Source organism: Pseudomonas persica (assembly GCF_900291015.1).
Classification (GTDB): Bacteria; Pseudomonadota; Gammaproteobacteria; order Pseudomonadales; family Pseudomonadaceae; genus Aquipseudomonas.
On sequence record NZ_OLKL01000006.1, the window covers coordinates 38,267 to 59,883 of the forward strand.

A 21,617-nucleotide genomic window follows, 5' to 3' on the forward strand; every position below is an offset into this window, starting at 1 on the left:
TCATTCTCCTTGCGCCGCGGGCGCGGCGGCGCTGACTTCCAGCATGACGCCATGACGCGCGGTTACCCGCACGTTCTGGCCCGCTTGCAGTGGCGTTGCACACTGCGCCTGCCATTGCTCGCCCTGGGCCAGCACAAAGCCACAGAACGGGTTGCCCGCCATCACCTGGGTGACGGTGACCAGGCTGCCGACCAGACCGGCGTCACCGCTGACCAGCGCCCGTCGGCGGGCCTTGAGGGCCATGCCCAGCACACCGCCGATCAGCAGCGCCGAGAGCACCGCCAGGGTGCCGATCAGTGGCAGCGGAATGCCGAAACCGGGGGCATCGGTGTCGATCAGGATCAGCGCGCCGACCACGAAGGCGACGATGCCGCCGAAGCCGACCACGCCGAAACTGGGCAGGAAGGCTTCGGCGATCATGAAGGCGATGCCGAGCAATATCAGCGCCACCCCGGCGAAGCTCACCGGTAACAGCTGCAGGGCGTATAGCGCCAGCAGCAGGCAGATGCCGCCGACCACGCCACCTACCGTCGAGCCGGGGTTCATGAACTCGAACAGCAAGCCGTACACGCCGATCATGATCAGGATCAGCGCCACGCTGGGGTTGGTGATTACCGCCAGCACCCGTGTACGCCAGTCCGGCAAGCGCTCGACCAGGCTGGCGCCAGCGGTCTGCAACGGGTAGGGCTGGCCAGCGATCGTGAGTGTTTTGCCATCGAGCTTGCGCAGCAGGTCAGGCAGGTCATCGGCCACCTGGTCGATCACGTTCAGCCGCAAGGCCTCACTGGCGGACAGGCTGACCGCCTCGCGCACAGCCTTTTCCGCCCAGTCGGCATTGCGCCCGCGCAGTTGCGCCAGGCCACGCATGTAGGCCGCCGCATCGTTGACCTGCTTGCGCGCGAGGGTTTCATCATCGCTGCCTTTGGCCTTGTCGTCCTTCGGCGTGCCTGGCGGGGCGCCGATCTGCACGGGCGTGGCGGCACCCAGGTTGGTCCCGGGCGCCATGGCCGCGATATGGCTGGCGTAGAGGATATAAGTGCCGGCGCTGGCGGCGCGGGCACCGCTGGGGGCGACAAAGGTGGCGACCGGTACGGGGCTGGCGATAATCGCCTTGATCATCTGGCGCATGGCGCTGTCCAGCCCGCCCGGGGTGTCCATGCGGATAACCACCAGTTGCGCGCCCTGCGCCTGGGCCTGATCGAGGCTGCGCACCAGGTAGTCGGCACTGGCCGGGCCGATGGCGTCATCGATGCCCAGCACCCAGACTGCACCGGGCGCTGCCAGGCCGCCTGGCGTGATGCCAAGCAGCAACAGCAGCAACAGCCAGCGCCAGCAGCGGGCGATCACCTGTCGTCACCTCGTTTGTCTGTATTGCACAAGTTTAGCCCTGCCCGCTGGTAGTCGGCCTAAAATTGGAAATTGGGGGGCGAAACCGGAGGTGCATCATGCGTATGGCAAAGACCCTGCAGGATCGCCTGGACAAGGCCAACTGCGACTACGACATCATTCCCCATCCACATTCAGCCACCAGTCTGGAGTCGGCCCGCACGGCCGGCGTACCCGCCGAGCGGGTCGCCAAGTCGGTGATGCTCGATGACCGGCATGGCAACTACATCATGGCCGTGCTACCGGCCAACCGGCATCTGGACATGACCAAGGTGCGCATGTCCGGGGCCTGGCAACTGACCCGTGAAAGCGGCCTGCCGAGCTTGTTCGGCGACTGCGAGCGCGGTGCCGTACCGGCCCTTGGTGATGCCTACCAGATAAAAATGCTGGTCGACCCGAGCCTGACCCGCCAGGGTGATGTCTACCTGGAAGCGGGTGACCACGATCATCTGATTCACATGAGCATGGAGCAGTACATGAAACTGGTGCCGCACGCCGAAGTGCGCGAGCTGTGCTGATGTTCTCACACCAATGCCGGGCGGGCGTCGTGGACGGCTTGCCTGGCTCTCAGGAGGAACCATGGAAGCGCCGATCCATCCGTTTGCCGAGCTGTTCAAACAACTGGGCCTGCCTGACGATGCGGTGAGCATCGATCAGTTCATTGCTAGTCACTCGCCACTGAAGAACGACATCAAGCTGGTGGATGCGCCGTTCTGGAACGCTTCTCAGCGCGAGTTCCTCAAGGACAGCATCAACGAGGATGCCGACTGGGCGGAGCCGTTCGATCAACTCAACGAAGCGTTGCGTCGCCCTCGAAAATAAAGCGCCGAGTGGCACCTGACGAGTGATTGGCCGTTGCTATGCTCAGGAAAACAACAGGGGATAGCGCGATGAAAGATCCCTACGCACCGGGGTTCTGGTGCTCCGTGACGATCCTGGGCGCCCTGACGGCCAGTTACTTCTATGGCATCAGGCAGACGCAACAGATGAACCAGGCGGTGCATTTCCTGTACGCCGCTGCCGCTGTCACTGTGGCGGTTGCACTGGTGGCGCTGGCGTGGATCGCCTGGCAGCAGTTGCACCTGAACAAGCGCGAAGTGGTGCAGGGGCGAACGTTGCTGACCATCTGGAACACCAAAGTCGCGCTGCGCCGCGTCGAGACGGTGTTCGACCGCTATTTCTGGGGCAGCTACTGGCATTCGGGGCGCACCTTCGAAGAGGTCATGGGCGAGCTCAAGGGCACGCCGCTGGAGCAGAGCCTGGATGCCCTGAAACGCCAGTGCCGCTTGCTTGACCGCGAAATTCATGACCACCATCACCATTGGCTGGCCAATGCCCGCGACCTGTCGAGCGTGGCCCAGGCCATGGCCCGAGAACGCTACCAACTGGATCTGGGCGAGCCAACCCCCAGCGGCCATGGCAATACTGCCGTGCTCAACCGGGACCTGGAAGTGCTGGTGTACACCTGGTCGGCGCGCCTGCGCAGTTTCGACCATCAGCTGGACGAGCTGGAGCGCGCCTACCATTGAGGCGCTTCATTCACCGCGGATGTATTGCTCCAGTTGCAGGATCAGGCGGGCCTGTTCGGCGATGGTTTCCTTGACCAGGTCACCGATCGACAGCAGGCCGAGCAGCTCGCCATTGCTGACCACCGGCAGGTGGCGCAGGTGACGGTTGGTCATCAGGTTCATGCAGTACTCGAGATTCTGCTTCGGTTCCACGGTGACCACCGGCGCACTCATGATCTCGCGCACGGGGGTAGCGGCGGACGAGCGGCCCTTGAGCACCAGTTTGCGCGCATAGTCCCGTTCACTGACGATACCCACCACCTGGTTGCTCTCGACCACCGGTAGCGCACCGACGTTTTTCTCCGCCAGCAGCTTCAGGGCGTCGAGTACCGAGTCATCCGGGCCGATGGTGTAAACGGTCTGGTGCTGGGACTTGGTCTTGAGGATTTGTTCGACGGTCTTCATACGGGCCTCTGCGGGTGGAAAAAGCGATGTCTCGGTGTAAATAAAGCATCCGGTACGGCGCTCTGCACGGCAATGCAGGAAACGGCATCGAGTCGATTGAAAAACGTCATGAGTTGTCACCTGTGCCGGCCTCTTCGCGGCTAAAGCCGCTCCCACATTGAAACCTGTGCGATCCCTGTGGGCGCGGCTTCAGCCGCGAAGAGGCCGGCACAGTCAATCAGAGTTTCGGCATCTGCCCGATCCGCGCCACCATCTCGCTCACTACCTGCAAGTCCAGCATGAACTGCTCCACGGTCTTGAACTCATTGTCGTTGTGCCCGGTGTACTTCACATCCGGCATGGCCAGACCGAACTGCACGCCGTTAGGCAGGTCGTGTACCGAGGTCGCACCCGCCGAGGATCCGAACTCGTGCTTCATGCCCAGGTTTTCGGTGGCCACGGCAAGCAAGGCCTTGACCCACTCGCCCTCGGGGTTGCGGTACATCGGCTCGTCAAGGCTGTAGTCGAAGGCCACCGAGGTGTGGCTTTGCCGGGTCCATTTGCCCAGTTTGTCGGCCAGTTCGTCCTTGATCGTGGCAATTGGCTTGCCTTTCGGAATGCGCAGGTTCACCGCCAGTTTCAGGCCTTTTTCATCCACCCCGACAAAGGTCAGCGAGGCGGTCAGCGGGCCCATGAACGGGTCCTTGAAGGCCACGCCGAGCGTGTTGCCCAGATAGTCCAGGCCCCAGTTGTCGGCGGCGTAGCGGGCGGCGTCGGTGAAGTGGTTGTGCTTGAGCGGCACCCGCTGGCCCAGGCCGTTGATGAAGCCGAGCATGCGCGCCACCGGGTTGACTCCGGACTCCGGCTCCGAAGAGTGGGCGGAAACGCCGGTCACGGTGAGCAACACCTGCTTGCCCTCGGCCTTGGCAGCGATGCTGAAGTCGCCGCCATTGCGCTTCACGTAATCGGCGCCGGCTTTTTCCAGCTGGCTGGCCAGCTTCGCCGGGTTGTCGGTGACCAGGGTCGCGACCGAGGTGGTCGGGATCTGGTTGGTGGCCAGGCCGCCGGTCAGGTTGACGATCTCGGCACCCTTGCCGCTGGCCGGGCGCTTGCTGAAGCTGGCCATGACCGTGCCGTAGCCCTTCTCGGCGATGACCACCGGGTAGCCGCCATCGAGGGCCAGGTTGTAGTCGGGCGTGGGGTTGCGCTCGAAATAGTAGGGGATGGCATCGCCGCTGGTTTCTTCAGTGGTGTCGATCAGCAGCTTGAACTGGCGGGCCAGCGGCAGGTTCTCGTCCTTGGCCACTTTCAGCGCGTACATCGCCACGACAATGCCGTTCTTGTCGTCTTCGGTGCCGCGGCCGTACATACGGTCGCCGACCAGGGTGACCTTGAACGGGTCCAGGCGCGTGCCATCGGCCAGCTTCCAGTTGTCCGGGTTGACCGGTACCACGTCGGCGTGGGCATGGATGCCGACCACTTCCTGGCCACTGCCCAGCGAAATCTCGTACACCCGATTGTCGATGTTGCGGAAAGCCAGGCCGAAGCTGTCGGCCAGGGCCTTGATCTTGTCGGCGATCCGGAGGAACTCGGGGTTCTCGTGCTGCGGTGTGCCCTCGACGTTGAAGGTGGGAATGGCCACCAGTTCACGCAGGGTTTCGCTGGCAGCCTTGCCGTACTTGATGCGGGTGTACAGGCCGAGCAGGCGGTTGATCTCGTTCTGCTGCTCGGCGGCCAATGGCTTGCCGGCCAGGTAGGTATCGAGGGTTGCTTCGAGGTTGTCGGCCTTGGCCAGGTCGCTGCCTTTGAGCTTGCCGATGAACTGCTTGAAGTCGCTTGGGTCGCTGCCGTCGAAGGCTTTGACGATGGCAGCCGACTGCTGTTGGGTAAGGTTGGCCTGGGCCGGCTGGGTGAACAGGCCGATGCTGGCCAGCAGCAAGGTGGCGGCGGTGATTTTTTTCAGGTGCATGGTTGTGCGCATTCCTTCGCCAATCATTGTTGTGGGTTACCCGTCGGGAAACGGGAAGACGCTCACGCTAACACCAATGACCCGTGGTACGGGAGTGCCAGAAACGCGACATGTCGCACAAACGAAAAAGCCCCGGGCGGGTTGCCGGGGCCTTTTCAGTGCTTCGAACGGTGATTACAGCCCGTTGGGCAGGAACCTCGTGGCACCGCTGACATCGTCGATCTTCTTGATGCGGAAGGCCTTGATGCAGGTTTCGTTGCGGGTGTTGCTGTCCGGGCAGTATTGCTGGACGAAGTCATTGAAGGCCATGTCCTGGCCGTTCACGCTCAGGACGCGCTTGAAGTACTCGCCCTGGATACCCTGCGCCTGTCGCGAGGCGGTCATTTCCTGGTCGACGACCAGTCGGCCGTGCAGATCGACGGCGGGGAACTTGGCTTCTTCCTGCAGGCAGCCGCTCAGCAGCAGGCCGGCTGTGGCCAGCATGATCAGACGTAGCATGATGTTGTCTCTGCAACGGGCGGCCCCGGCCAGCGGGCCGGGGCTGCACCTGGATGGTTACTCGCCGAACAGGCTGCCGGCGCGTTTCACTTCTGCCTTGCCGGAATCCTCGAGCAGCGACTTGGCGCCCGAGGTGACATTGCGTGCCGAATCGGCATTGGACTGGATCACATCGGTGCGTGCGGCGCTGTCGCGCAGCTCGGCATCGATAAAGTCGTTGGCGCGGGCGACCTTTGCCTTTTTCGCTTGCAGGGCCAGGCGGCGCTCTTCCAGCTCCAATGCACGCAGCTCGTCCTCGTAGGCTTCCTCGCGGGTCTGCACGCGCTTGTGCTCGGCTGCTTGCGCCTGCTGTTTCTCGGCGGCACGCTGCGCGGAGGCACGCTGGGCCGCTGCGCGCTGTTGGCGGGCAGCGGCTTCGCGAGCTTCGGCGCGCTGCTCGGCGGCGGCGGCCTGGCGCAGGCGTTCGGTTTCCAGTGCGGCTTCGGATTGCTTGGTCTGCTGCTCGATCTGGTAGAGCTGATCGAACTGGCCCGCTGCGGCAGTTGCGGCAGACAGTACGAGGGCGGTGCCCAGAACAAAGTGCTTCATGTGCTCAGGCCTCAGCTCTTTTTCGGATCTGGGCAGGTCGCATTTGGCTGGATGCGGGTTTCGTTGGAGATGGTCATCACCATCAGGGAGATGCCACCCACTTCGAAATCGCATGGGCGGCCAACCTGGGCGGAGGTGTAGATCTTGCCGTTTTCCGAGTAGCCGATCAGCACGCCAGGCACCAGCGAGGTATCGCTGACCAGGGAACCGGCCAGGGCGCCAGCGCCACCGCCAGCCACGCCGCCGATGATCGCGGTGTCCTTGTTGTGGCCCGCACCCAGCGCCGCGCCACCCAGCGCGCCCAGTACACCGCCAACCATCATTGCGGCCTTCTGGTTCTTCTCGTTGCTGACCTTGATCTTGGTCGGCGATACCGTGATGATTTTCACGGTCTTGGCTTCCTGCTGGGTGTTTACCTGGCTGGCATCGAACACATCGGATTGGTATTGCTCACCGGTCGCCTGGCAACCCACGAGAGTGGCGGCGATGGTCAAGGCCAGACAGTGTTTCAGCATTTTCATTCCTGAGTCCCTGGAGGGTATGGTTAACCTTGCGACGATCCATCTGAAGGATGAGGCATAATGCCACTATTCTAAGCAGATGGATCCAGACAGGTAAAGCCATCAGAACTGAAGCCGGCTTTGATAAGCGCCAAACGAAATAACGCGAGCAGGCCGGTGCTGATTTGCAGAAACGACAAAGCCCGCGCAAGGCGGGCTTTGTGAGGGATATGGCGCACTCGGCGGGATTCGAACCCACGACCCCTGCCTTCGGAGGGCAGTACTCTATCCAGCTGAGCTACGAGTGCAACGCGCACGCATGATACCCATCTGATCCGGTGGCGTCCATCGCCTTGATCTGTAGCTGTTTTTCCTCTGCTGCCTGTGCCGGCCTCTTCGGCATCGTGGGGTGGAGGGCCGTCGGTCCTCCCATCACATTTCCTTCAGCTCCTTCGTCTAACCTGTACTGGCCTCTTCGCGGGTAAACCCGCTCCCACAGGTACTGCACAGATTCTGCATTCTGTGGAGATCCTGTGGGAGCGGTTTTACCCGCGAAGAGGCCGGTTGCCATTACGCAGATGATGAAATTTCCGCCAGGGTGTTCAACCATTCGTTCTTTTTTTCGAACAGCCTATTGTCCAACACCCCAGCAGCCGCTTAGCATTCGTTTGAGATTTCAAACGCTCGATGCCCTGCCTTGGGCGCTTTTCAACAATCAACAATTCGGGAAGCCGACATGCAGCTCAAAGACGCTCAGTTGTTCCGCCAGCAAGCCTACATCAATGGTGAGTGGCTGGATGCGGACAACGGCCAGACCATCAAGGTCACCAACCCGGCCACTGGTGAAGTCATCGGTACCGTGCCGAAGATGGGCACTGCGGAAACCCGCCGCGCCATCGAAGCCGCCGACAAGGCCCTGCCGGCCTGGCGTGCCCTGACCGCCAAAGAGCGTTCGGCCAAGCTGCGTCGCTGGTTCGAACTGATGATCGAGAACCAGGACGACCTGGCTCGCCTGATGACCACCGAACAAGGCAAGCCGCTGGCCGAAGCCAAGGGCGAAATCGCCTATGCCGCCTCGTTCATCGAGTGGTTCGCCGAAGAAGCCAAGCGCGTCTACGGTGACACCATCCCGGGCCACCAGCCAGACAAGCGCCTGATCGTCATCAAGCAGCCAATCGGCGTTACCGCGGCCATCACCCCGTGGAACTTCCCGGCCGCCATGATCACCCGTAAAGCCGGCCCGGCCCTGGCCGCTGGCTGCACCATGGTGCTCAAGCCTGCCTCGCAGACCCCGTACTCTGCCCTGGCGCTGGTCGAGCTGGCCCACCGTGCCGGCATCCCGGCTGGCGTGTTGAGCGTGGTTACCGGCAGCGCTGGCGAAGTTGGCGGCGAACTGACCGGCAACTCCCTGGTCCGCAAGCTGTCCTTCACCGGCTCGACCGAAATCGGTCGCCAGCTGATGGAAGAATGCGCCAAGGACATCAAGAAGGTTTCCCTGGAGCTGGGTGGCAACGCCCCGTTCATCGTGTTCGACGACGCCGACCTGGACAAGGCGGTCGAGGGCGCGATCATCTCCAAGTACCGCAACAACGGCCAGACCTGCGTCTGCGCCAACCGTATCTACGTGCAGGACGGTGTCTACGACGCGTTCGCCCAGAAGCTGGCCGCCGCTGTTGCCAAGCTGAAGATCGGTAACGGCCTGGAAGAAGGCACCACCACTGGCCCGCTGATCGACGGCAAGGCTGTCGCCAAGGTCCAGGAACACATCGAAGACGCCGTCTCCAAAGGCGCCAAGGTGCTGTCCGGTGGCAAGATCATCGAAGGCAACTTCTTCGAGCCGACCATCCTGGTCGACGTGCCGAAGACCGCTGCCGTCGCCAAGGAAGAGACCTTCGGCCCGCTGGCGCCGCTGTTCCGCTTCAAGGACGAGGCCGAAGTCATCGCCATGTCCAACGACACCGAGTTCGGCCTGGCCTCGTACTTCTATGCCCGCGACATGAGCCGTGTGTTCCGTGTTGCCGAAGCCCTGGAATATGGCATGGTGGGTATCAACACCGGCCTGATCTCCAACGAAGTAGCACCATTCGGTGGCATCAAGGCTTCGGGCCTGGGCCGCGAAGGTTCCAAGTACGGTATCGAGGACTACCTCGAAATCAAATACCTGTGCATCAGCGTCTGATCGCACGGTAACGGCTTTACCTCTGCCAGCGGGGCGCGAGAGCGACGTCTCGCTGGCCTTTTTTACATCGCAGTACCTGGTGGCCAGGGCGTTCACGGCAGTCGATCAACGAATACTGTTCGCGAGCACTCCCAGCCACCCCCGAATAAAAGCGCCACTCCAAACCGGCGCAATGAGGGCATTATGAGCAAGACCAACGAATCCTTGATGCAACGTCGTGTCGCCGCCGTCCCACGTGGCGTTGGCCAGATCCACCCGATCTTCGTCGATACCGCGAAGAACTCGACCGTGATCGACGTTGAAGGCCGCGAACTGATCGACTTCGCCGGTGGCATCGCAGTACTGAACACCGGCCACCTGCACCCGAAAGTGGTTGCGGCCGTGCAAGAGCAGCTGACCAAGGTCAGCCACACCTGCTTCCAGGTGCTGGCCTACGAACCCTATGTAGAGCTGTGCGAAAAGATCAACAAGCTGGTCCCAGGCAACTTCGACAAGAAGACCCTGCTGGTCACCACCGGCTCCGAAGCCGTTGAAAACGCCGTCAAGATCGCCCGTGCCGCCACTGGCCGCGCTGGCGTCATCGCCTTCACCGGCGGCTACCACGGCCGTACCATGATGACCCTGGGCCTGACCGGCAAGGTCGTGCCGTACTCCGCTGGCATGGGCCTGATGCCAGGTGGCATCTTCCGCGCCCTGTTCCCGAGCGAACTGCACGGTATCAGCGTTGACGACGCCATCGCCTCGGTCGAGCGCATCTTCAAGAACGACGCCGAGCCACGCGACATCGCCGCGATCATCCTCGAGCCGGTACAAGGCGAAGGCGGCTTCCTGCCCGCGCCGAAAGAGCTGATGCAGCGCCTGCGCGCCCTGTGCGACCAGCACGGCATCCTGTTGATCGCCGACGAAGTACAGACCGGCGCTGGCCGTACTGGCACCTTCTTCGCCATGGAACAGATGGGCGTTGCGCCTGACCTGACCACCTTCGCCAAATCCATCGCTGGCGGCTTCCCGCTGGCCGGTGTGTGCGGCAAGGCCGAGTACATGGACGCCATCGCTCCGGGCGGCCTGGGCGGCACCTACGCCGGTTCGCCGATCGCGTGCGCCGCGGCCCTGGCCGTGATCGAAGTGTTCGAAGAAGAGAAACTGCTGGACCGTAGTAAAGCGGTGGGTGAGCGCCTGACCGCTGGCCTGCGCGAAATCCAGAAAAAATACCCGATCATCGGCGACGTCCGTGGTCTGGGCTCGATGGTCGCTGTCGAAGTCTTCGAAAAAGGCACCCACACCCCGAACGCTGCTGCTGTTGGCCAGGTTGTCGCCAAGGCCCGCGAGAAGGGCCTGATCCTGCTGTCCTGCGGCACCTACGGCAACGTCCTGCGTATCCTGGTTCCGCTGACCGCCGAAGACGCTCTGCTGGACAAAGGCCTGGCTATCATCGAAGAGTGCTTCGCTGAAATCGCCTGATGTGACACGCTTCAGAAAAAACCCGCTTCGGCGGGTTTTTTTTGTGCCCAGGAAAGCCATGGGGCGCTATCGTTGTCGGAGGATTTGCTCAGGAAGCTGCGACGGACTGTGTGGCAGGGCTATTCAGGAGTTGGCGATGAACGCTGCAGACCCCACCCCACCAAGCGTACTGATTGTCGAGGGCGACCCTTGGGTACGTGACATGCTCAGCGAAATGCTGCTCAGCGTGCGTTGTGATGCCCGCCTGCAGGTGTGCGCCGACGGTTCGCAGGCACTGAGCGCGCTGTCCAGCAAGCCCGACCTGATCATCGCCGCGCGCGAACTGGCTGGTGTCGATGGCCTCGACCTGTTGCGCAAGGTGCGCGCCAAAGGCTCGGGGTTGCCGTTCATACTCATGAGCAACCGCAGTGACAGCGCCAGTGTGCGCGAGGCACTGCCACTGCACCCCACAGCCTACCTGAGCAAACCGCTGAATCTGGACACCCTGCGCAAGCGCCTGGAAGAGCTGCTGCTGGCGGTTGGCGAAGAGATCGCCTGCCCGGCACCGGCCTTGCAGGCAGGTGCCAGCCTGCCGGCCTACCTCGAACAGCGTCGCGCTAGCGCCGATGGCGGGCCGCTGCTGGCCGATGTGCAGGTGGCGATCAAGCGCGCGCTCAACCCCCAGGGCCTGAACCTGAGAGTGCTCGAAGAGGAAGTGCAGCGCGACCCGCAAATCACCGCTGTCCTGATCGCTGCGGCCAACAGCGCAGCGCTGCACCGCGAAGCACCGGTGCAGACGTTGTTGCAGGCCCTGAACAAGCTTGGCAGCACCCAGAGCATGAACCTGATCCTGGGCATGACCCTCAAGCGCAGCGCGCGCCTCAGCGACCCGTTGCTGGCCGAGCATGCGGCCCGTTACTGGGACCTTTCGCTGCACGCTGCCGAATATGGGCGAACCTTGGCGCGCATGCTTGAACTGGACGAGGGGCGTTGCTACTGCGCAGGGCTGCTGCATTGCCTGGGCGACCTGGCGGTGCTGCGCTGCCTGCAGGAGTGGCGACTGGCCGGGGGCGAGCTGGATGAGGACCAGGTCCAGCTGTCGCTCAACGAGTTCGGCGCTGCGTTCGGCTCGGCGCTGCGTACGCGCTGGCGGTTGCCGCTGGGATTACGCGAGTTGATCGCGGCGATCTACCAGTTGGGCGGCGGCGTGTACTCGCGGGAGATCCTGGCCATGAACCTGGCTGGGCAGCTGTCGCGGCTGCCACCTGAACTGGGGCTGGAGAAGGTGGCCAGCAGCAAGACTGCGCGCCTGCTCAAGCTTGGCCTGCCGGAGCTGAGCCGGCTGCGCAAGGTGGAGAACCCGGAAGTAAAGCCGCAGGAAGAGCCGCCGGTGGCTGAGGCCGAGGTTTCCAGCTGAGATTCTGGGGCCGCTTTGCAGCCCATCGCTGGCTTGCCGGTGATCGGGGGGCAAAGCCTCCCAAAGCTCAGCCGCGGACGATCTGGTTCTTGCCCTGCCTCTTGGCCTGGTACATTGCCGCGTCGGCCCGGGCATACAGGCTGTCCAGCGCTACATCCTCATCAGTCAGCCCGGTCACCCCCTGACTCACCGTCACCCCGTAGGTCTGCTCCCCATGGCTGAAGCTCAGCCGCTGGATCTGGCGCTGCAAGCGCTCGGCAATCTGCTCCGCCACCTGGGCACTGCAGCCCGGGAACACCGCTGCGAACTCCTCGCCACCAATGCGCCCGAACAGGTCGCCGCGGCGCAGTACGGCCTTGCCGCTGTCGGCGATGTGTTGCAACACCTGGTCGCCTTCCTGGTGGCCGTAGCTGTCGTTGATGCGCTTGAAGTCGTCGATGTCCAGTAGCAGGAAGGCCAGTGGCGTACCGTCTTCGCGGGCGCTGTCGAAGGCTTGCTGGGCGCACTCGAAGAAGTGTCGGCGGTTGCTGCTCTGGGTCAGTACGTCGGTGGTGGCCAGGCGCTGCAGCTCACCTTCGAGCCGCTTCTTCTCGGTGATATCTTCGGCGATGCCGACGATGATCACCCGGTCGCCATCACGTTGCTGGTTGATGTAGCACTTGTCGCTCAGCCAGCGTAGCTGGCCGTCGGCATTGAGGATACGGTACTCGCGGTCTTCCACCGAGCCCTTGAGCAGTACCTGGGCCAGGCTGCGCTCGGCGAACTCCAGGTCGTCCGGGTAGATGCTGTCGCGCCACTCGTTGTAGTCGGCCAGTACCAGGCTGGCCGGGCGACCGAAGATGCGCTCGTAGGCGGGGCTGACGTACAGCATCTGGCGGGTTTCCCAGTCGAAGGCCCAAAGCACCGCGTTGACGCTGTCGAGCAGCGAACTGAACAGCTGCTCGCGCTCGCTCAGGCGGGCAACCTCGCCCTGCGCGTGGAGCAGCGCAAGCAAGGTCTGGGCGGCCTCGGAAAGGGGGGTGCCGGGCAGCGTCGTTGGAATGTTCTTGGCCATGTGCACGGAGTAGGTCTCGACGTGAAAGCGTGCGGCCAGCATCCGGCCCGCCACGCGGGCGATGTGCCGGGTTTGAGTGGAAACGAGGGGGCGAAGTTCCGGGCGGCACGCCCCGCCAAGGGGCGTGCCGATCAACGGCGGTCAGGTACCGGTCGGGCGCAGCGAGTAGGTCTTCAGTTGTGCCGCGAAGTCGCGCAGGGCATGGATGCCGCTGGTTTCGGCCTCGTGTACCCAGTCTTTCATGGCGGCCAGCATGTCGTGGCCATTGGCGCTGGTGCGCGCCCAGATCTGCTGCAGAGCCAGGCGTTTTTCGTAGATGGTCTTCAACGCCTGGCTGTGGGCGAGCATCGACTCGATGCGCACATGGTGGCGGTCCTCCAGCAGGCTGGTCTCGCGCGACAACAGGCGCTTGGCGCGACGGAAGTGGTGGCGCAGAGAGGCATCGACGCGGGCCAGTTCCTGCTTGACCAGCGGGGCGATCACCAGCTTGCGATACTGGGCCATGATCTGGAAGCGGTTGTTGAGGATGGCCATGGCAGTGTCCATGTCCAGGCTGGCCTTGCCGGCCACCTGGTGGGCGATGGGCGCCACGCGCTGCACCTTGGCCAGGCGCAGCAGGCAGAACAGGCGGATCCACGCCCAGCCCATGTCGAACTCCCAGCGCTTGACCGACAGCTTGGCCGAGTTGGGGTAGGTGTGGTGATTGTTGTGCAGCTCTTCACCACCGATGACGATGCCCCACGGCACCAGGTTGGTGGCGGCGTCGCGGCACTCGAAGTTGCGGTAGCCGAGGGCGTGGCCCAGGCCGTTGACCACACCGGCGGCCCAGAACGGAATCCACATCATCTGCACCGCCCAGATGGTGATGCCGATGGTGCCGAACAGCAGCAGGTCGATCACCGCCATCAGCGCGATGCCGCCCAGCTTGTAGCGTGCGTATAGGTTGCGCTCGATCCAGTCGTCCGGGCAGTTCTTGCCGTAGATGCGCAGGGTTTCGGGGTTGCGCGCCTCTTCCCGGTAGAGCTCGGCACCTTTGCGCAGCACCGTACCCAGGCCCTTGTACAGCGGGCTGTGCGGGTCGTCGGGGGTTTCGCATTTGGCGTGATGCTTGCGGTGGACGGCGGTCCATTCGCGGGTGTTCTGCGCCGTGGTCAGCCACAGCCAGAAACGGAAGAAGTGCTTGAGCGCGCCGTTGAGCTCCAGGGCCCGGTGCGCGGAGTAGCGGTGCAGGTAGACCGTGACGCTGACGATGGTCACGTGGGTCATCAACAGGGTGATGCCGACCAGTTGCCAGGCCGACAAGTCGAGCAGGCCGTTGTACCACATAGGTGTAAATACCCTCGGAATGCAGGGGGAAGGGGTGATTATCCCTTGGCAGGGAAATAAAACCAGTCAACCGTTCAGATAGGAGGTCACGACATGTTTCAGCCTTTATAATGCCCCCTCCTTTCTGATGGGCTATCGCACCCGACATGTCTGTTTCCGTTCGCGACGCCTTGCGCATGGCTGCGCTGTATGTGGTGCTCTCGATCCTCTGGCTGACGCTGGCCGAGGTGGTGCTGCACGGCATGACTGACGACCCTCTGGCACTGACCGTGGGCCGGCAGATCAACGTGGTGGTCTGGGTGCTGCTCAGCGCCTTGCTGATCTATGTGTCACGGGTGCGCCTGCTCAACTTCATCGGTGTTGGCGCGCGTATGCGTGGCGAAGACCGTGAACGCTTGCGCATGGCCGCGGCAGTGTTCGACAGCACCCTCGAAGGTGTGCTGGTGACCGACCGCAATGGCCTGATCGTGCACGTCAACCGTGCCTTCATGCGCATCACCGGCTACCGGCAGGACGAGGTCATCGGCCAGCGCCCGAACAAGTTCAAGTCGGGCCGCCATGGCCTGGTCTTTTACCAGCAGGTCTTCGCCACCCTGGCCGAGAAGGGCGAGTGGAGCGGCGAAATCTGGAACCGGCGCAAGAGCGGCGAAATCTACCCGCAGTGGCAGACCATTTGCGCCATCCGCGACGACGAAGGCGAGCTCAGCCATTACGTGGCGGTGTTCAGTGACATCAGCGCGATCAAGCATTCGGAACAGGAGCTGGCCTACCTGGCCCACCACGACCCGCTGACCGGCCTGCCCAACCGCCTGTTGTTCACCGACCGGGTCGAGCAGGCCCTGGCCGCAGCCCAGGCCAACAAGCGCGGTTGTGCCCTGCTGTTGCTGGACCTGGACCATTTCCAGAGCATCAACGACGGCCTTGGTCACACTGTCGGCGACCAGTTGCTGAAGCTGGTGGGCGAGCGCTTGGGTGACGTGCTGGGCAGCGGCGTGACCCTGGCGCGTCTGGGCGGCGACGAATTTGCCGTGCTGGCGGAGAGCTGCCAGGAGGTCGGCCAGGCGGGCAGGCTGGCGCAGGGCATCATCGAGCGCATGCGCGAGCCGTTTCTGTTCGACGGTAACCGCCTGTTCATCAGTGTCAGTGCAGGCATCAGCCTGTTCCCCAGCGATGCCTTGAGTGCCGAGCAGTTGCTGCGCAATGCCGACTCGGCCTTGTACAAGGCCAAGAGCAACGGGCGGGCCTGCTATGCGTTGTACACCGAAGAGCTGACCGCCCACGCCCAGCACCGGGTCGAAACCGCCGGCGAGCTGCGCCGGGCCCTGGAGCAGGACGAGCTGCGGGTGTTCTACCAGCCGGTGCACGACCTGGCGACCGGCTACCAGGTCGGCGTCGAGGCGCTGGTGCGCTGGCAGCATCCCCAGCGCGGCCTGGTACCACCGGGCGAATTCATCCCGATTGCCGAGCGCAACGGGCTGATTGCCGAGATCGATGCCTGGGTATTGCGCCAGACGTGTCGGCAGATGGTGCAGTGGCAGGGAGAAGGCCGGCAACTGGCATTCGTGGCGGTGAACATCTCCAGCCGCCTGTTTGGCCAGCATGAGTTGTACCAGCAGGTGGCCGAAGTGCTGCACGACACCGGCCTGGCCCCGGCCTTGCTGGAGCTGGAGGTGACCGAGAGTGCGGTGATGGAAGATCCGGAGGTAGCGCTGGAGCAGTTGCATCGCCTGCGTGAGCTGGGGGTGACCTTGGCCATCGACGACTTTGGCACCGGGTATTCATCGTTGCTGCGGCTCAAGCGTTTGCCGGTGCAGAAGCTGAAGATCGACCAGGGCTTTGTCGCCGGCTTGCCGCATGATGAGGACGATATCGCGATCGTCCGGGTGATCATCGCCCTGGCCCGCAGCATGGGCATGCAGGTGCATGCCGAGGGTATCGAGCAGGCGGAGCAGGCCAGCTTTCTGCTGCAGGAGCAATGTCAGCTGGGGCAGGGGTACTGGTTCGGGCGGCCGGTGCCGGCTGCGGATTTGCGCTGGGGTTGAGGGCCTCTTCGCGGGTAAACCCGCTCCCACAGGTACTGCACAGGGTTTGATGTCAGTGATATCCCTGTGGGAGCGGGTTTACCCGCGAAGAATTCAACGCTTGTTCAGGCTTTTCGCCAACCGGTCGCCACCGAGCTGGATCAACGCCACCAATGCCACCAGCATGGCAATCACGGTCAGCATGATCTGGCTGTCGAAGCGTTGGTAGCCGTAGCGGTAGGCGATATCCCCCAAGCCCCCGGCACCGATCGCCCCGGCCATGGCCGAGGAGTTGATCAGGGTCACCAGGGTAATGGTGAACCCCCCCACGATACCCGGCAGCGCCTCGGGCAGCAGCACGTGCCAGACGATGTGCCCGCGCCGGCAACCCATGGCCTGCGCAGCTTCCACCAGGCCGTGGTCAACTTCACGCAGGCTGACCTCGGCAATCCGTGCGAAGAACGGTGTGGCGGCAATGGTCAGCGGCACCACCGCCGCCCATACGCCGTAGGTGGTGCCCACCACCAGGCGGGTAAAGGGGATCAGCGCGACCATCAGGATCAGGAACGGGATCGAGCGGAACAGGTTGACGAAGGCGCCCAGCACCCGGTTCAGCAGCGGCGCCTCGAAGATCCCGCCCTTGTCGCTGGTGACCAGCAGCACCGCCATCGGTACCCCCACCAGCAGGGCGATCAGCGACGACACGCCGACCATCAGCAGGGTATCGAGCAAACCTTCCAGCAGGCGATCAAACCACATGCCCCAGTACCTCCACGTCCTCGGCCCAGCGGCGGGCGCGTTCCAGCAATTGATGGGTGTCGTGCGGCGAGTGCTGCACCGACAGGATCAGCTGCCCAAGGGCATGCTCGCCAATGGTTTGCACACCGCCCTGCAGCAGGCGCACGCGGCCACCAAGGTCGTTGAACAGGGCAGACAGTTCGGGCTCGCCGAGCAGGGTCAGCTTCAGCACCACGGCGCTGTCGCGGCTCGCCGGGCTGGCCCGCAGGCTGGCTTGCAGCGCGGCTGGCAACCTGGCCTGCAACGGCGCAAGCAGGGTGCGGGTGACCTCGTGGCGTGGTGAGCCAAACACCCCCCAGACCTCACCCTGCTCGACCACTTCTCCGCGTTCCAGCACCACCACCCGGTGGCAGATATCGCGGATTACCGCCATCTCGTGAGTGATCAGCACGATGGTCAGGCCCAGGCGCTGGTTGATGTTGCGCAACAGTTCGAGAATGGAAGCGGTGGTTTCCGGGTCCAGCGCCGAGGTGGCCTCGTCGCACAGCAGGATCTCGGGGGCATGCACCAGCGCCCGGGCAATGCCCACGCGCTGCTTCTGCCCGCCGGACAGCTGCGCCGGATACACGTGGTGCTTTTCCTGCAGGCCGACCAGTTCCAGCAGTTCGCGTACCTTGCGCTGGCGTTCGGCCTTGGCCACGCCGGCCACCTTCAGGGGCAGCTCGACGTTCTGCCACACAGTCTTGGCTGACATCAGGTTGAAGTGCTGGAAGATCATGCCGATGCGCCGGCGCAGGGCCACCAGGTGGTCCTCGTCGAAGGGTGCGATGTCCACTTGGTCGATCAGTACCCGGCCCTGGCTGGGTTGTTCCAGGCGGTTGATGGTGCGCAGCAATGATGACTTGCCGGCGCCGCTGCGGCCGATGATGCCGAAGATCTCGCCCCGGCGGATGTTCAGGTCGATGCTTTGCAGGGCCGGTTGCGCCTGGCCCGGGTAGGTCTTGCCCAGGCCGATGAAGCGCACGTGGGCTTCATTGACCTCCGGGCGCAGGGCCTGCTCCCTGGCCGTTGGCGGCAGTGGTTGTATGGTGGGCGCCCGGAGCGCGCTGGCCTGGCTCATGTCAGCCCTCCCAACCGGCCTGGTAGAGCTTGCCGTGGGCTTTGTCCAGGGCTGCGCGCACCGCTGGCGAGTGCTGGTAGATGTCGACGAACCTGGCCAGGCGCGGGTCGTCCTTGCTTTGCGGGCGAATGACGAACTGGATCACGTACTCCTTGTTCTCCAGGCCGTCGAACAGCAGTGCGGAGTTGGCGTCGAAGCTGTTGGCCAGGCGGATGTAGGCCGGGTAGCCCTGCACCAGGTCGGCGTCGTCATAGGCACGTACCAGCTGCACGGCTTCGACCTGAAGGATCTTCAATTTTTTCGGGTTGGTAACGATGTCGTCCTCGGTGGCCTTGTAGCCGACCCCCGGCTTGAGGGTGATCAGCCCGGCCTTGGCCAGCAGTTGCAGGCCACGGCCACTGTTTATCGGGTCGTTGGCGATGGCCACGCTGGCGCCTTCAGGCAGCTCGGCGAAGCTTTGGTACTTTTTCGAGTACAGGCCGACGTTGTTGATGATGCCCGGGGCGTAGGGCACCAGATTGAAGCCCGCGGCCGCCTTGGCGTTTTCCAGGAACGGGATGTGCTGGAAGTAGTTCACGTCGATGTCGCCGCTGTTGAGGCTGACATTCGGCGCGATCCAGTCGCTGAACTCGACCAGCTTCACTTCCAGGCCTTGCTTGTGTGCTTCTTCCACTGCGGCTTCCAGCGGGATGGCAAAGGCCGAGGTGGTGCCGATCTTCAGCGGTTCGGCCGCCAAGGCGCTGGCGGACAGGCCGAGGGTGAGGGCAATGGCCGCGACGGGCCGGAACAGTTTATCAAGCATGGTGCAGGGCTCCAGTCGGGGTAGAGGTATAGCGGTAAGCCGAGCCGGGGTGGTCGGCAGGCAGGTGCGGGTGGTCGGCCTGGAACAGTTTTTCGCGCAGGGTGCCTTCGGCGTAGGCGGTCTTGTAGCGGCCACGCTGTTGCAACTGCGGGATGACCAGGTCGATGAAGTCCTCGAAGCTTTCCGGGGTTACGGTGCGGGTCAGGTTGAAACCGTCCAGGCCGGTTTCATCGATCCAGGCAATCAGCTGCTCGGCCACCTGTTCGGGCGCACCGACCAGGGTCACGTAGCGGCCACCCAGGGCGTGCTGCCGCAGCAGGCGCCGGCGGGTCCAGGCGTTGTCCTGCAACTGGCGCGTGGCGGACTGGATGGCGTTGCCCTGGCTGAAGGCAATCGGCTCGTCCAGCGCGTAGGCGGCGAAGTCGATACCGGTGGACGCGGCGAAGTGCGCGACCCCGGCCTCGGCGCTGGCATGGCGCAGGTACTCGGCGTGCCTGGCCTGGGCCTGCTGCTCGGTGGCGGCGACGATCACCGTGATGCCCATGAACACCTTGACCGCCTGCGGGTCGCGGCCAGCGGCCTGGGCGGCGGCGCGCACCTTGTCGACCTGGGCACGGGTGGTGGCCTTGTCCTGGCCACTGATGAACACGCATTCGGCATGGTTGCCGGCGAACGCCAGGCCACGCTGCGAGCTGCCGGCCTGGAACAGCACCGGGGTACGCTGTGGCGAGGGTTCGCACAGGTGGTAGCCGTCGACCTTGTAGAACTCGCCCTGATGCCGGACCTTGCGCACCTTGTCGGGCCTGGCGTAGACACGCTGCTGGCGGTCGGCGACCACGGCATCGTCGGCCCAGCTGCCTTCCAGCAGCTTGTACAGCACCTGCAGGTACTCGTCGGCCTGGTCGTAGCGGCGGTCATGCTCCGGTTGCTGCGCCAGGCCCATGGCCCGGGCGGCGCTGTCGAGGTAGCCGGTGACGATGTTCCAGCCCACCCGGCCATTGCTCAGGTGGTCCAGGGTGGAAAGGCGCCGGGCGAACAGGTACGGCGCCTCGTAGGTGAGGTTGGCGGTAACACCGAAACCCAGGTGGCGGGTGACGGCGGCCATGGCCGAGACCAGCAGCAGCGGGTCGTTGACCGGCAGCTGGATCGACTCCTTGAGGGTGACGTCCAGCGACTGGCCGTAGATGTCGTAGGTGCCGACGATGTCGGCGATGAACAGCCCGTCGAACAGGCCACGCTCCAGCAGGCGCGCCAGGCTGGTCCAGTAGTCCAGGGTCTTGTACTGGGTCGAGGTGTCCCGTGGGTGAGTCCACAGGCCGTGGTTGATGTGCCCGATGCAGTTCATGTTGAAGGCATTGAGCAGGATCTGCCTGGCCATCAGATGGTCCCCCGGCGTGGCGGGTTGGTATCGTTGAGGTAGTAGTTGCCGATGGCTTGGTATTTCCAGCGCACCGGGTCGTGCAGGGTGTGCACGCGGGCGTTGCGCCAGTGGCGGTCGAGGTTGTGTTCGGCCAGGGTGGCCTGGCTACCGCCAAGTTCGAACAGGGTGGTGCTGGCCGCGAGGGAAATCTCGGTACTGATGGCGCGGGCCTCGGCCACTGCAATGGACGCGGTGGCCACGTTGTCGGCAGTGCTGTCGTCGCGGGCGCGGTCCAGGTATTCGCCGGCGCGCTCCAGCAAGGCTTCGGCGGCATGCAGGCGGATCGCCAGGTGGCCGAAGCTCTTCAGTGTCAGCGGGTCATCGCTGGCCTTGTCCAGGCCGGAGTCGACCCAGGGGCGGCTGCGGGTACGCACGAAGTGCAGGGCATCATCAAAGGCGGCGCGGGCAATGCCGGTGTCGATGGCAGCATGAAGGATCTGCGCCAGCGGGCCGACCGGGGTGGGGCGTTCGAAGGCGCTCTGGAACGGCACCACATCGGCGGCGCTGACGTATACATTGTCGAACACCACCGAGCCGCTGCCGGTGGTGCGCTGGCCGAAGCCACTCCAGTCGTCGATCACCTGCAGGCCCTGGCTGTCGGCCGGAACGAAGGCCAGGTGCTGCACGCCGTGCTCATCGACCACCGAGGTGGGAATGCGCTGGGCGTAGATGGCGCCGGTGGCGTAGAACTTGCGGCCATTGATGCGGAGGCCATCGCCGTCGCGGGTCAGGCGAGTGGTGCGTTCGTTGGCGGTCCTGGTACCCAGTTCGGCCAGGGCGTTGCCGAAGCGGTTGCCCGCCAGTACTTCGGCGTACAGGCGCTGTTGCTGTTCGGGTGTGCCGTTTACCCGCAGCACTTCCAGGGCGTAAAAATGGTTTTGCGGGATCTGCCCGAGCGAGCCGTCGGCCTGGGCGACGCGGGCGATGACCTTGGCCAGGGTGACGTTGGACACGCCGGCGCCGCCGAAGGCCTTGGGTACACTGATGGCCCACAGGCCGGAGCGGGTGAACAGTTCCAGTTCGGCGTGCGGCAGACGGCGCTCGCGGTCGCGCAGGGCGCTGTCGCGGCGCAGTTGCTGGGCGATGTCTTCGGCGACATTCAGGGCCTGGGTGTCGCTGGTGATGATTGCTGTAGTCATATTGCTCTCCGGGGCCCTAGGGGCCGCTTCGCGCCCCAATCGCCGGCAAGCCAGCTCCCACAGGTCCT

Annotated in this window: 20 protein-coding genes and 1 tRNA gene; 7 read left to right on the top strand and 14 right to left on the bottom strand. The window is 63.9% G+C overall.

Annotated elements, in window-relative coordinates:
- Positions 1–1,347: an NfeD family protein gene (locus FQ664_RS01370; protein ID WP_144170123.1), complete on the bottom strand. Its 1,347-nt coding sequence runs from the start codon at positions 1,345–1,347 to the stop codon at positions 1–3.
- 98 nt (positions 1,348–1,445) lie between these two features.
- On the opposite strand from FQ664_RS01370, the gene FQ664_RS01375 reads away from it, so the two are divergent.
- From FQ664_RS01375 to FQ664_RS01385, 3 genes are all read left to right on the top strand, one after another.
- On the top strand, positions 1,446–1,904 hold the full coding sequence (locus FQ664_RS01375) for an aminoacyl-tRNA deacylase (RefSeq protein WP_015268554.1): 459 nt from the start codon (positions 1,446–1,448) through the stop codon (positions 1,902–1,904).
- 61 nt (positions 1,905–1,965) lie between these two features.
- Positions 1,966–2,208 carry a DUF2789 domain-containing protein gene (locus FQ664_RS01380; protein WP_063914405.1) on the top strand — a complete coding sequence of 81 codons (243 nt, stop codon included), beginning with the start codon at positions 1,966–1,968 and terminating at the stop codon, positions 2,206–2,208.
- Positions 2,209–2,276: 68 nt separating this feature from the next.
- Positions 2,277–2,915, top strand: coding sequence for an NADH:ubiquinone oxidoreductase subunit N (locus tag FQ664_RS01385; protein WP_144170124.1), 639 nt, complete (start codon positions 2,277–2,279; stop codon positions 2,913–2,915).
- Positions 2,916–2,921: 6 nt separating this feature from the next.
- Here the strand turns inward: FQ664_RS01385 and FQ664_RS01390 are convergent, their stop codons facing one another.
- The 6 genes from FQ664_RS01390 to FQ664_RS01415 all read right to left on the bottom strand — a co-directional run bounded on the left by FQ664_RS01390 (position 2,922) and on the right by FQ664_RS01415 (position 7,201).
- Positions 2,922–3,359, bottom strand: coding sequence for a CBS domain-containing protein (locus tag FQ664_RS01390; RefSeq protein ID WP_144170125.1), 438 nt, complete (start codon positions 3,357–3,359; stop codon positions 2,922–2,924).
- A 217-nt stretch (positions 3,360–3,576) separates the two neighbouring features.
- Positions 3,577–5,307, bottom strand: coding sequence for a dipeptidase (locus FQ664_RS01395; RefSeq protein WP_144170126.1), 1,731 nt, complete (start codon positions 5,305–5,307; stop codon positions 3,577–3,579).
- Between the two features lie 174 nt (positions 5,308–5,481).
- On the bottom strand, positions 5,482–5,805 hold the full coding sequence (locus tag FQ664_RS01400; protein WP_144170127.1) for a hypothetical protein: 324 nt from the start codon (positions 5,803–5,805) through the stop codon (positions 5,482–5,484).
- Between the two features lie 57 nt (positions 5,806–5,862).
- Positions 5,863–6,393 (bottom strand): DUF5384 family protein, encoded by a 531-nt coding sequence (locus tag FQ664_RS01405; RefSeq protein WP_144170128.1) that lies wholly within the window; start codon positions 6,391–6,393, stop codon positions 5,863–5,865.
- Positions 6,394–6,404: 11 nt separating this feature from the next.
- Positions 6,405–6,908: a hypothetical protein gene (locus tag FQ664_RS01410; RefSeq protein ID WP_015268561.1), complete on the bottom strand. Its 504-nt coding sequence runs from the start codon at positions 6,906–6,908 to the stop codon at positions 6,405–6,407.
- A 216-nt stretch (positions 6,909–7,124) separates the two neighbouring features.
- A tRNA-Arg gene (locus FQ664_RS01415) sits at positions 7,125–7,201 on the bottom strand.
- A gap of 428 nt (positions 7,202–7,629) precedes the next feature.
- Here FQ664_RS01415 and gabD point away from each other — a divergent pair.
- The 3 genes from gabD (at position 7,630) to FQ664_RS01430 (ending at position 11,929) form a co-directional block, all read left to right on the top strand.
- On the top strand, positions 7,630–9,072 hold the full coding sequence (gene gabD / locus FQ664_RS01420; protein ID WP_144170129.1) for an NADP-dependent succinate-semialdehyde dehydrogenase: 1,443 nt from the start codon (positions 7,630–7,632) through the stop codon (positions 9,070–9,072).
- Positions 9,073–9,255: 183 nt separating this feature from the next.
- On the top strand, positions 9,256–10,533 hold the full coding sequence (gabT, locus tag FQ664_RS01425; protein ID WP_144170130.1) for a 4-aminobutyrate--2-oxoglutarate transaminase: 1,278 nt from the start codon (positions 9,256–9,258) through the stop codon (positions 10,531–10,533).
- Positions 10,534–10,669: 136 nt separating this feature from the next.
- Entirely contained in the window at positions 10,670–11,929 is a 1,260-nt protein-coding gene (locus tag FQ664_RS01430) for a response regulator (protein WP_144170131.1), read from the top strand.
- Between the two features lie 67 nt (positions 11,930–11,996).
- Here FQ664_RS01430 and FQ664_RS01435 read toward each other — a convergent pair whose 3' ends face one another.
- Together FQ664_RS01435 and desA are read right to left on the bottom strand one after the other, a co-directional pair.
- On the bottom strand, positions 11,997–13,025 hold the full coding sequence (locus tag FQ664_RS01435) for a GGDEF domain-containing protein (protein ID WP_144170132.1): 1,029 nt from the start codon (positions 13,023–13,025) through the stop codon (positions 11,997–11,999).
- A gap of 99 nt (positions 13,026–13,124) precedes the next feature.
- Entirely contained in the window at positions 13,125–14,309 is a 1,185-nt protein-coding gene (gene desA / locus FQ664_RS01440; protein WP_144170133.1) for a delta-9 fatty acid desaturase DesA, read from the bottom strand.
- A gap of 146 nt (positions 14,310–14,455) precedes the next feature.
- On the opposite strand from desA, the gene dibA reads away from it, so the two are divergent.
- Positions 14,456–16,351, top strand: coding sequence for a phosphodiesterase DibA (gene dibA, locus FQ664_RS01445; RefSeq protein WP_144170134.1), 1,896 nt, complete (start codon positions 14,456–14,458; stop codon positions 16,349–16,351).
- Positions 16,352–16,444: 93 nt separating this feature from the next.
- Here dibA and FQ664_RS01450 read toward each other — a convergent pair whose 3' ends face one another.
- From FQ664_RS01450 to FQ664_RS01470, 5 genes are read right to left on the bottom strand one after another with little or no spacing between them, the layout of a single operon-like run.
- Positions 16,445–17,089 (bottom strand): methionine ABC transporter permease, encoded by a 645-nt coding sequence (locus FQ664_RS01450; protein WP_144170135.1) that lies wholly within the window; start codon positions 17,087–17,089, stop codon positions 16,445–16,447.
- A complete protein-coding gene (locus FQ664_RS01455) occupies positions 17,079–18,188 on the bottom strand; it encodes a methionine ABC transporter ATP-binding protein (RefSeq protein ID WP_144170136.1) in 1,110 nt (369 codons plus the stop codon). Before FQ664_RS01455 ends, FQ664_RS01450 begins: the two co-directional genes overlap by 11 nt.
- 1 nt (position 18,189) lies before the next feature.
- Positions 18,190–18,990, bottom strand: a complete 801-nt coding sequence (locus FQ664_RS01460) for a MetQ/NlpA family ABC transporter substrate-binding protein (protein WP_144170137.1) — start codon at positions 18,988–18,990, stop codon at positions 18,190–18,192.
- Entirely contained in the window at positions 18,983–20,368 is a 1,386-nt protein-coding gene (locus tag FQ664_RS01465) for an LLM class flavin-dependent oxidoreductase (RefSeq protein WP_144170138.1), read from the bottom strand. Before FQ664_RS01465 ends, FQ664_RS01460 begins: the two co-directional genes overlap by 8 nt.
- On the bottom strand, positions 20,368–21,549 hold the full coding sequence (locus tag FQ664_RS01470) for an SfnB family sulfur acquisition oxidoreductase (protein ID WP_144170139.1): 1,182 nt from the start codon (positions 21,547–21,549) through the stop codon (positions 20,368–20,370). The genes FQ664_RS01465 and FQ664_RS01470 overlap by 1 nt, the downstream gene beginning before the upstream one ends.
- Between the last annotated feature and the right edge of the window lie 68 nt (positions 21,550–21,617).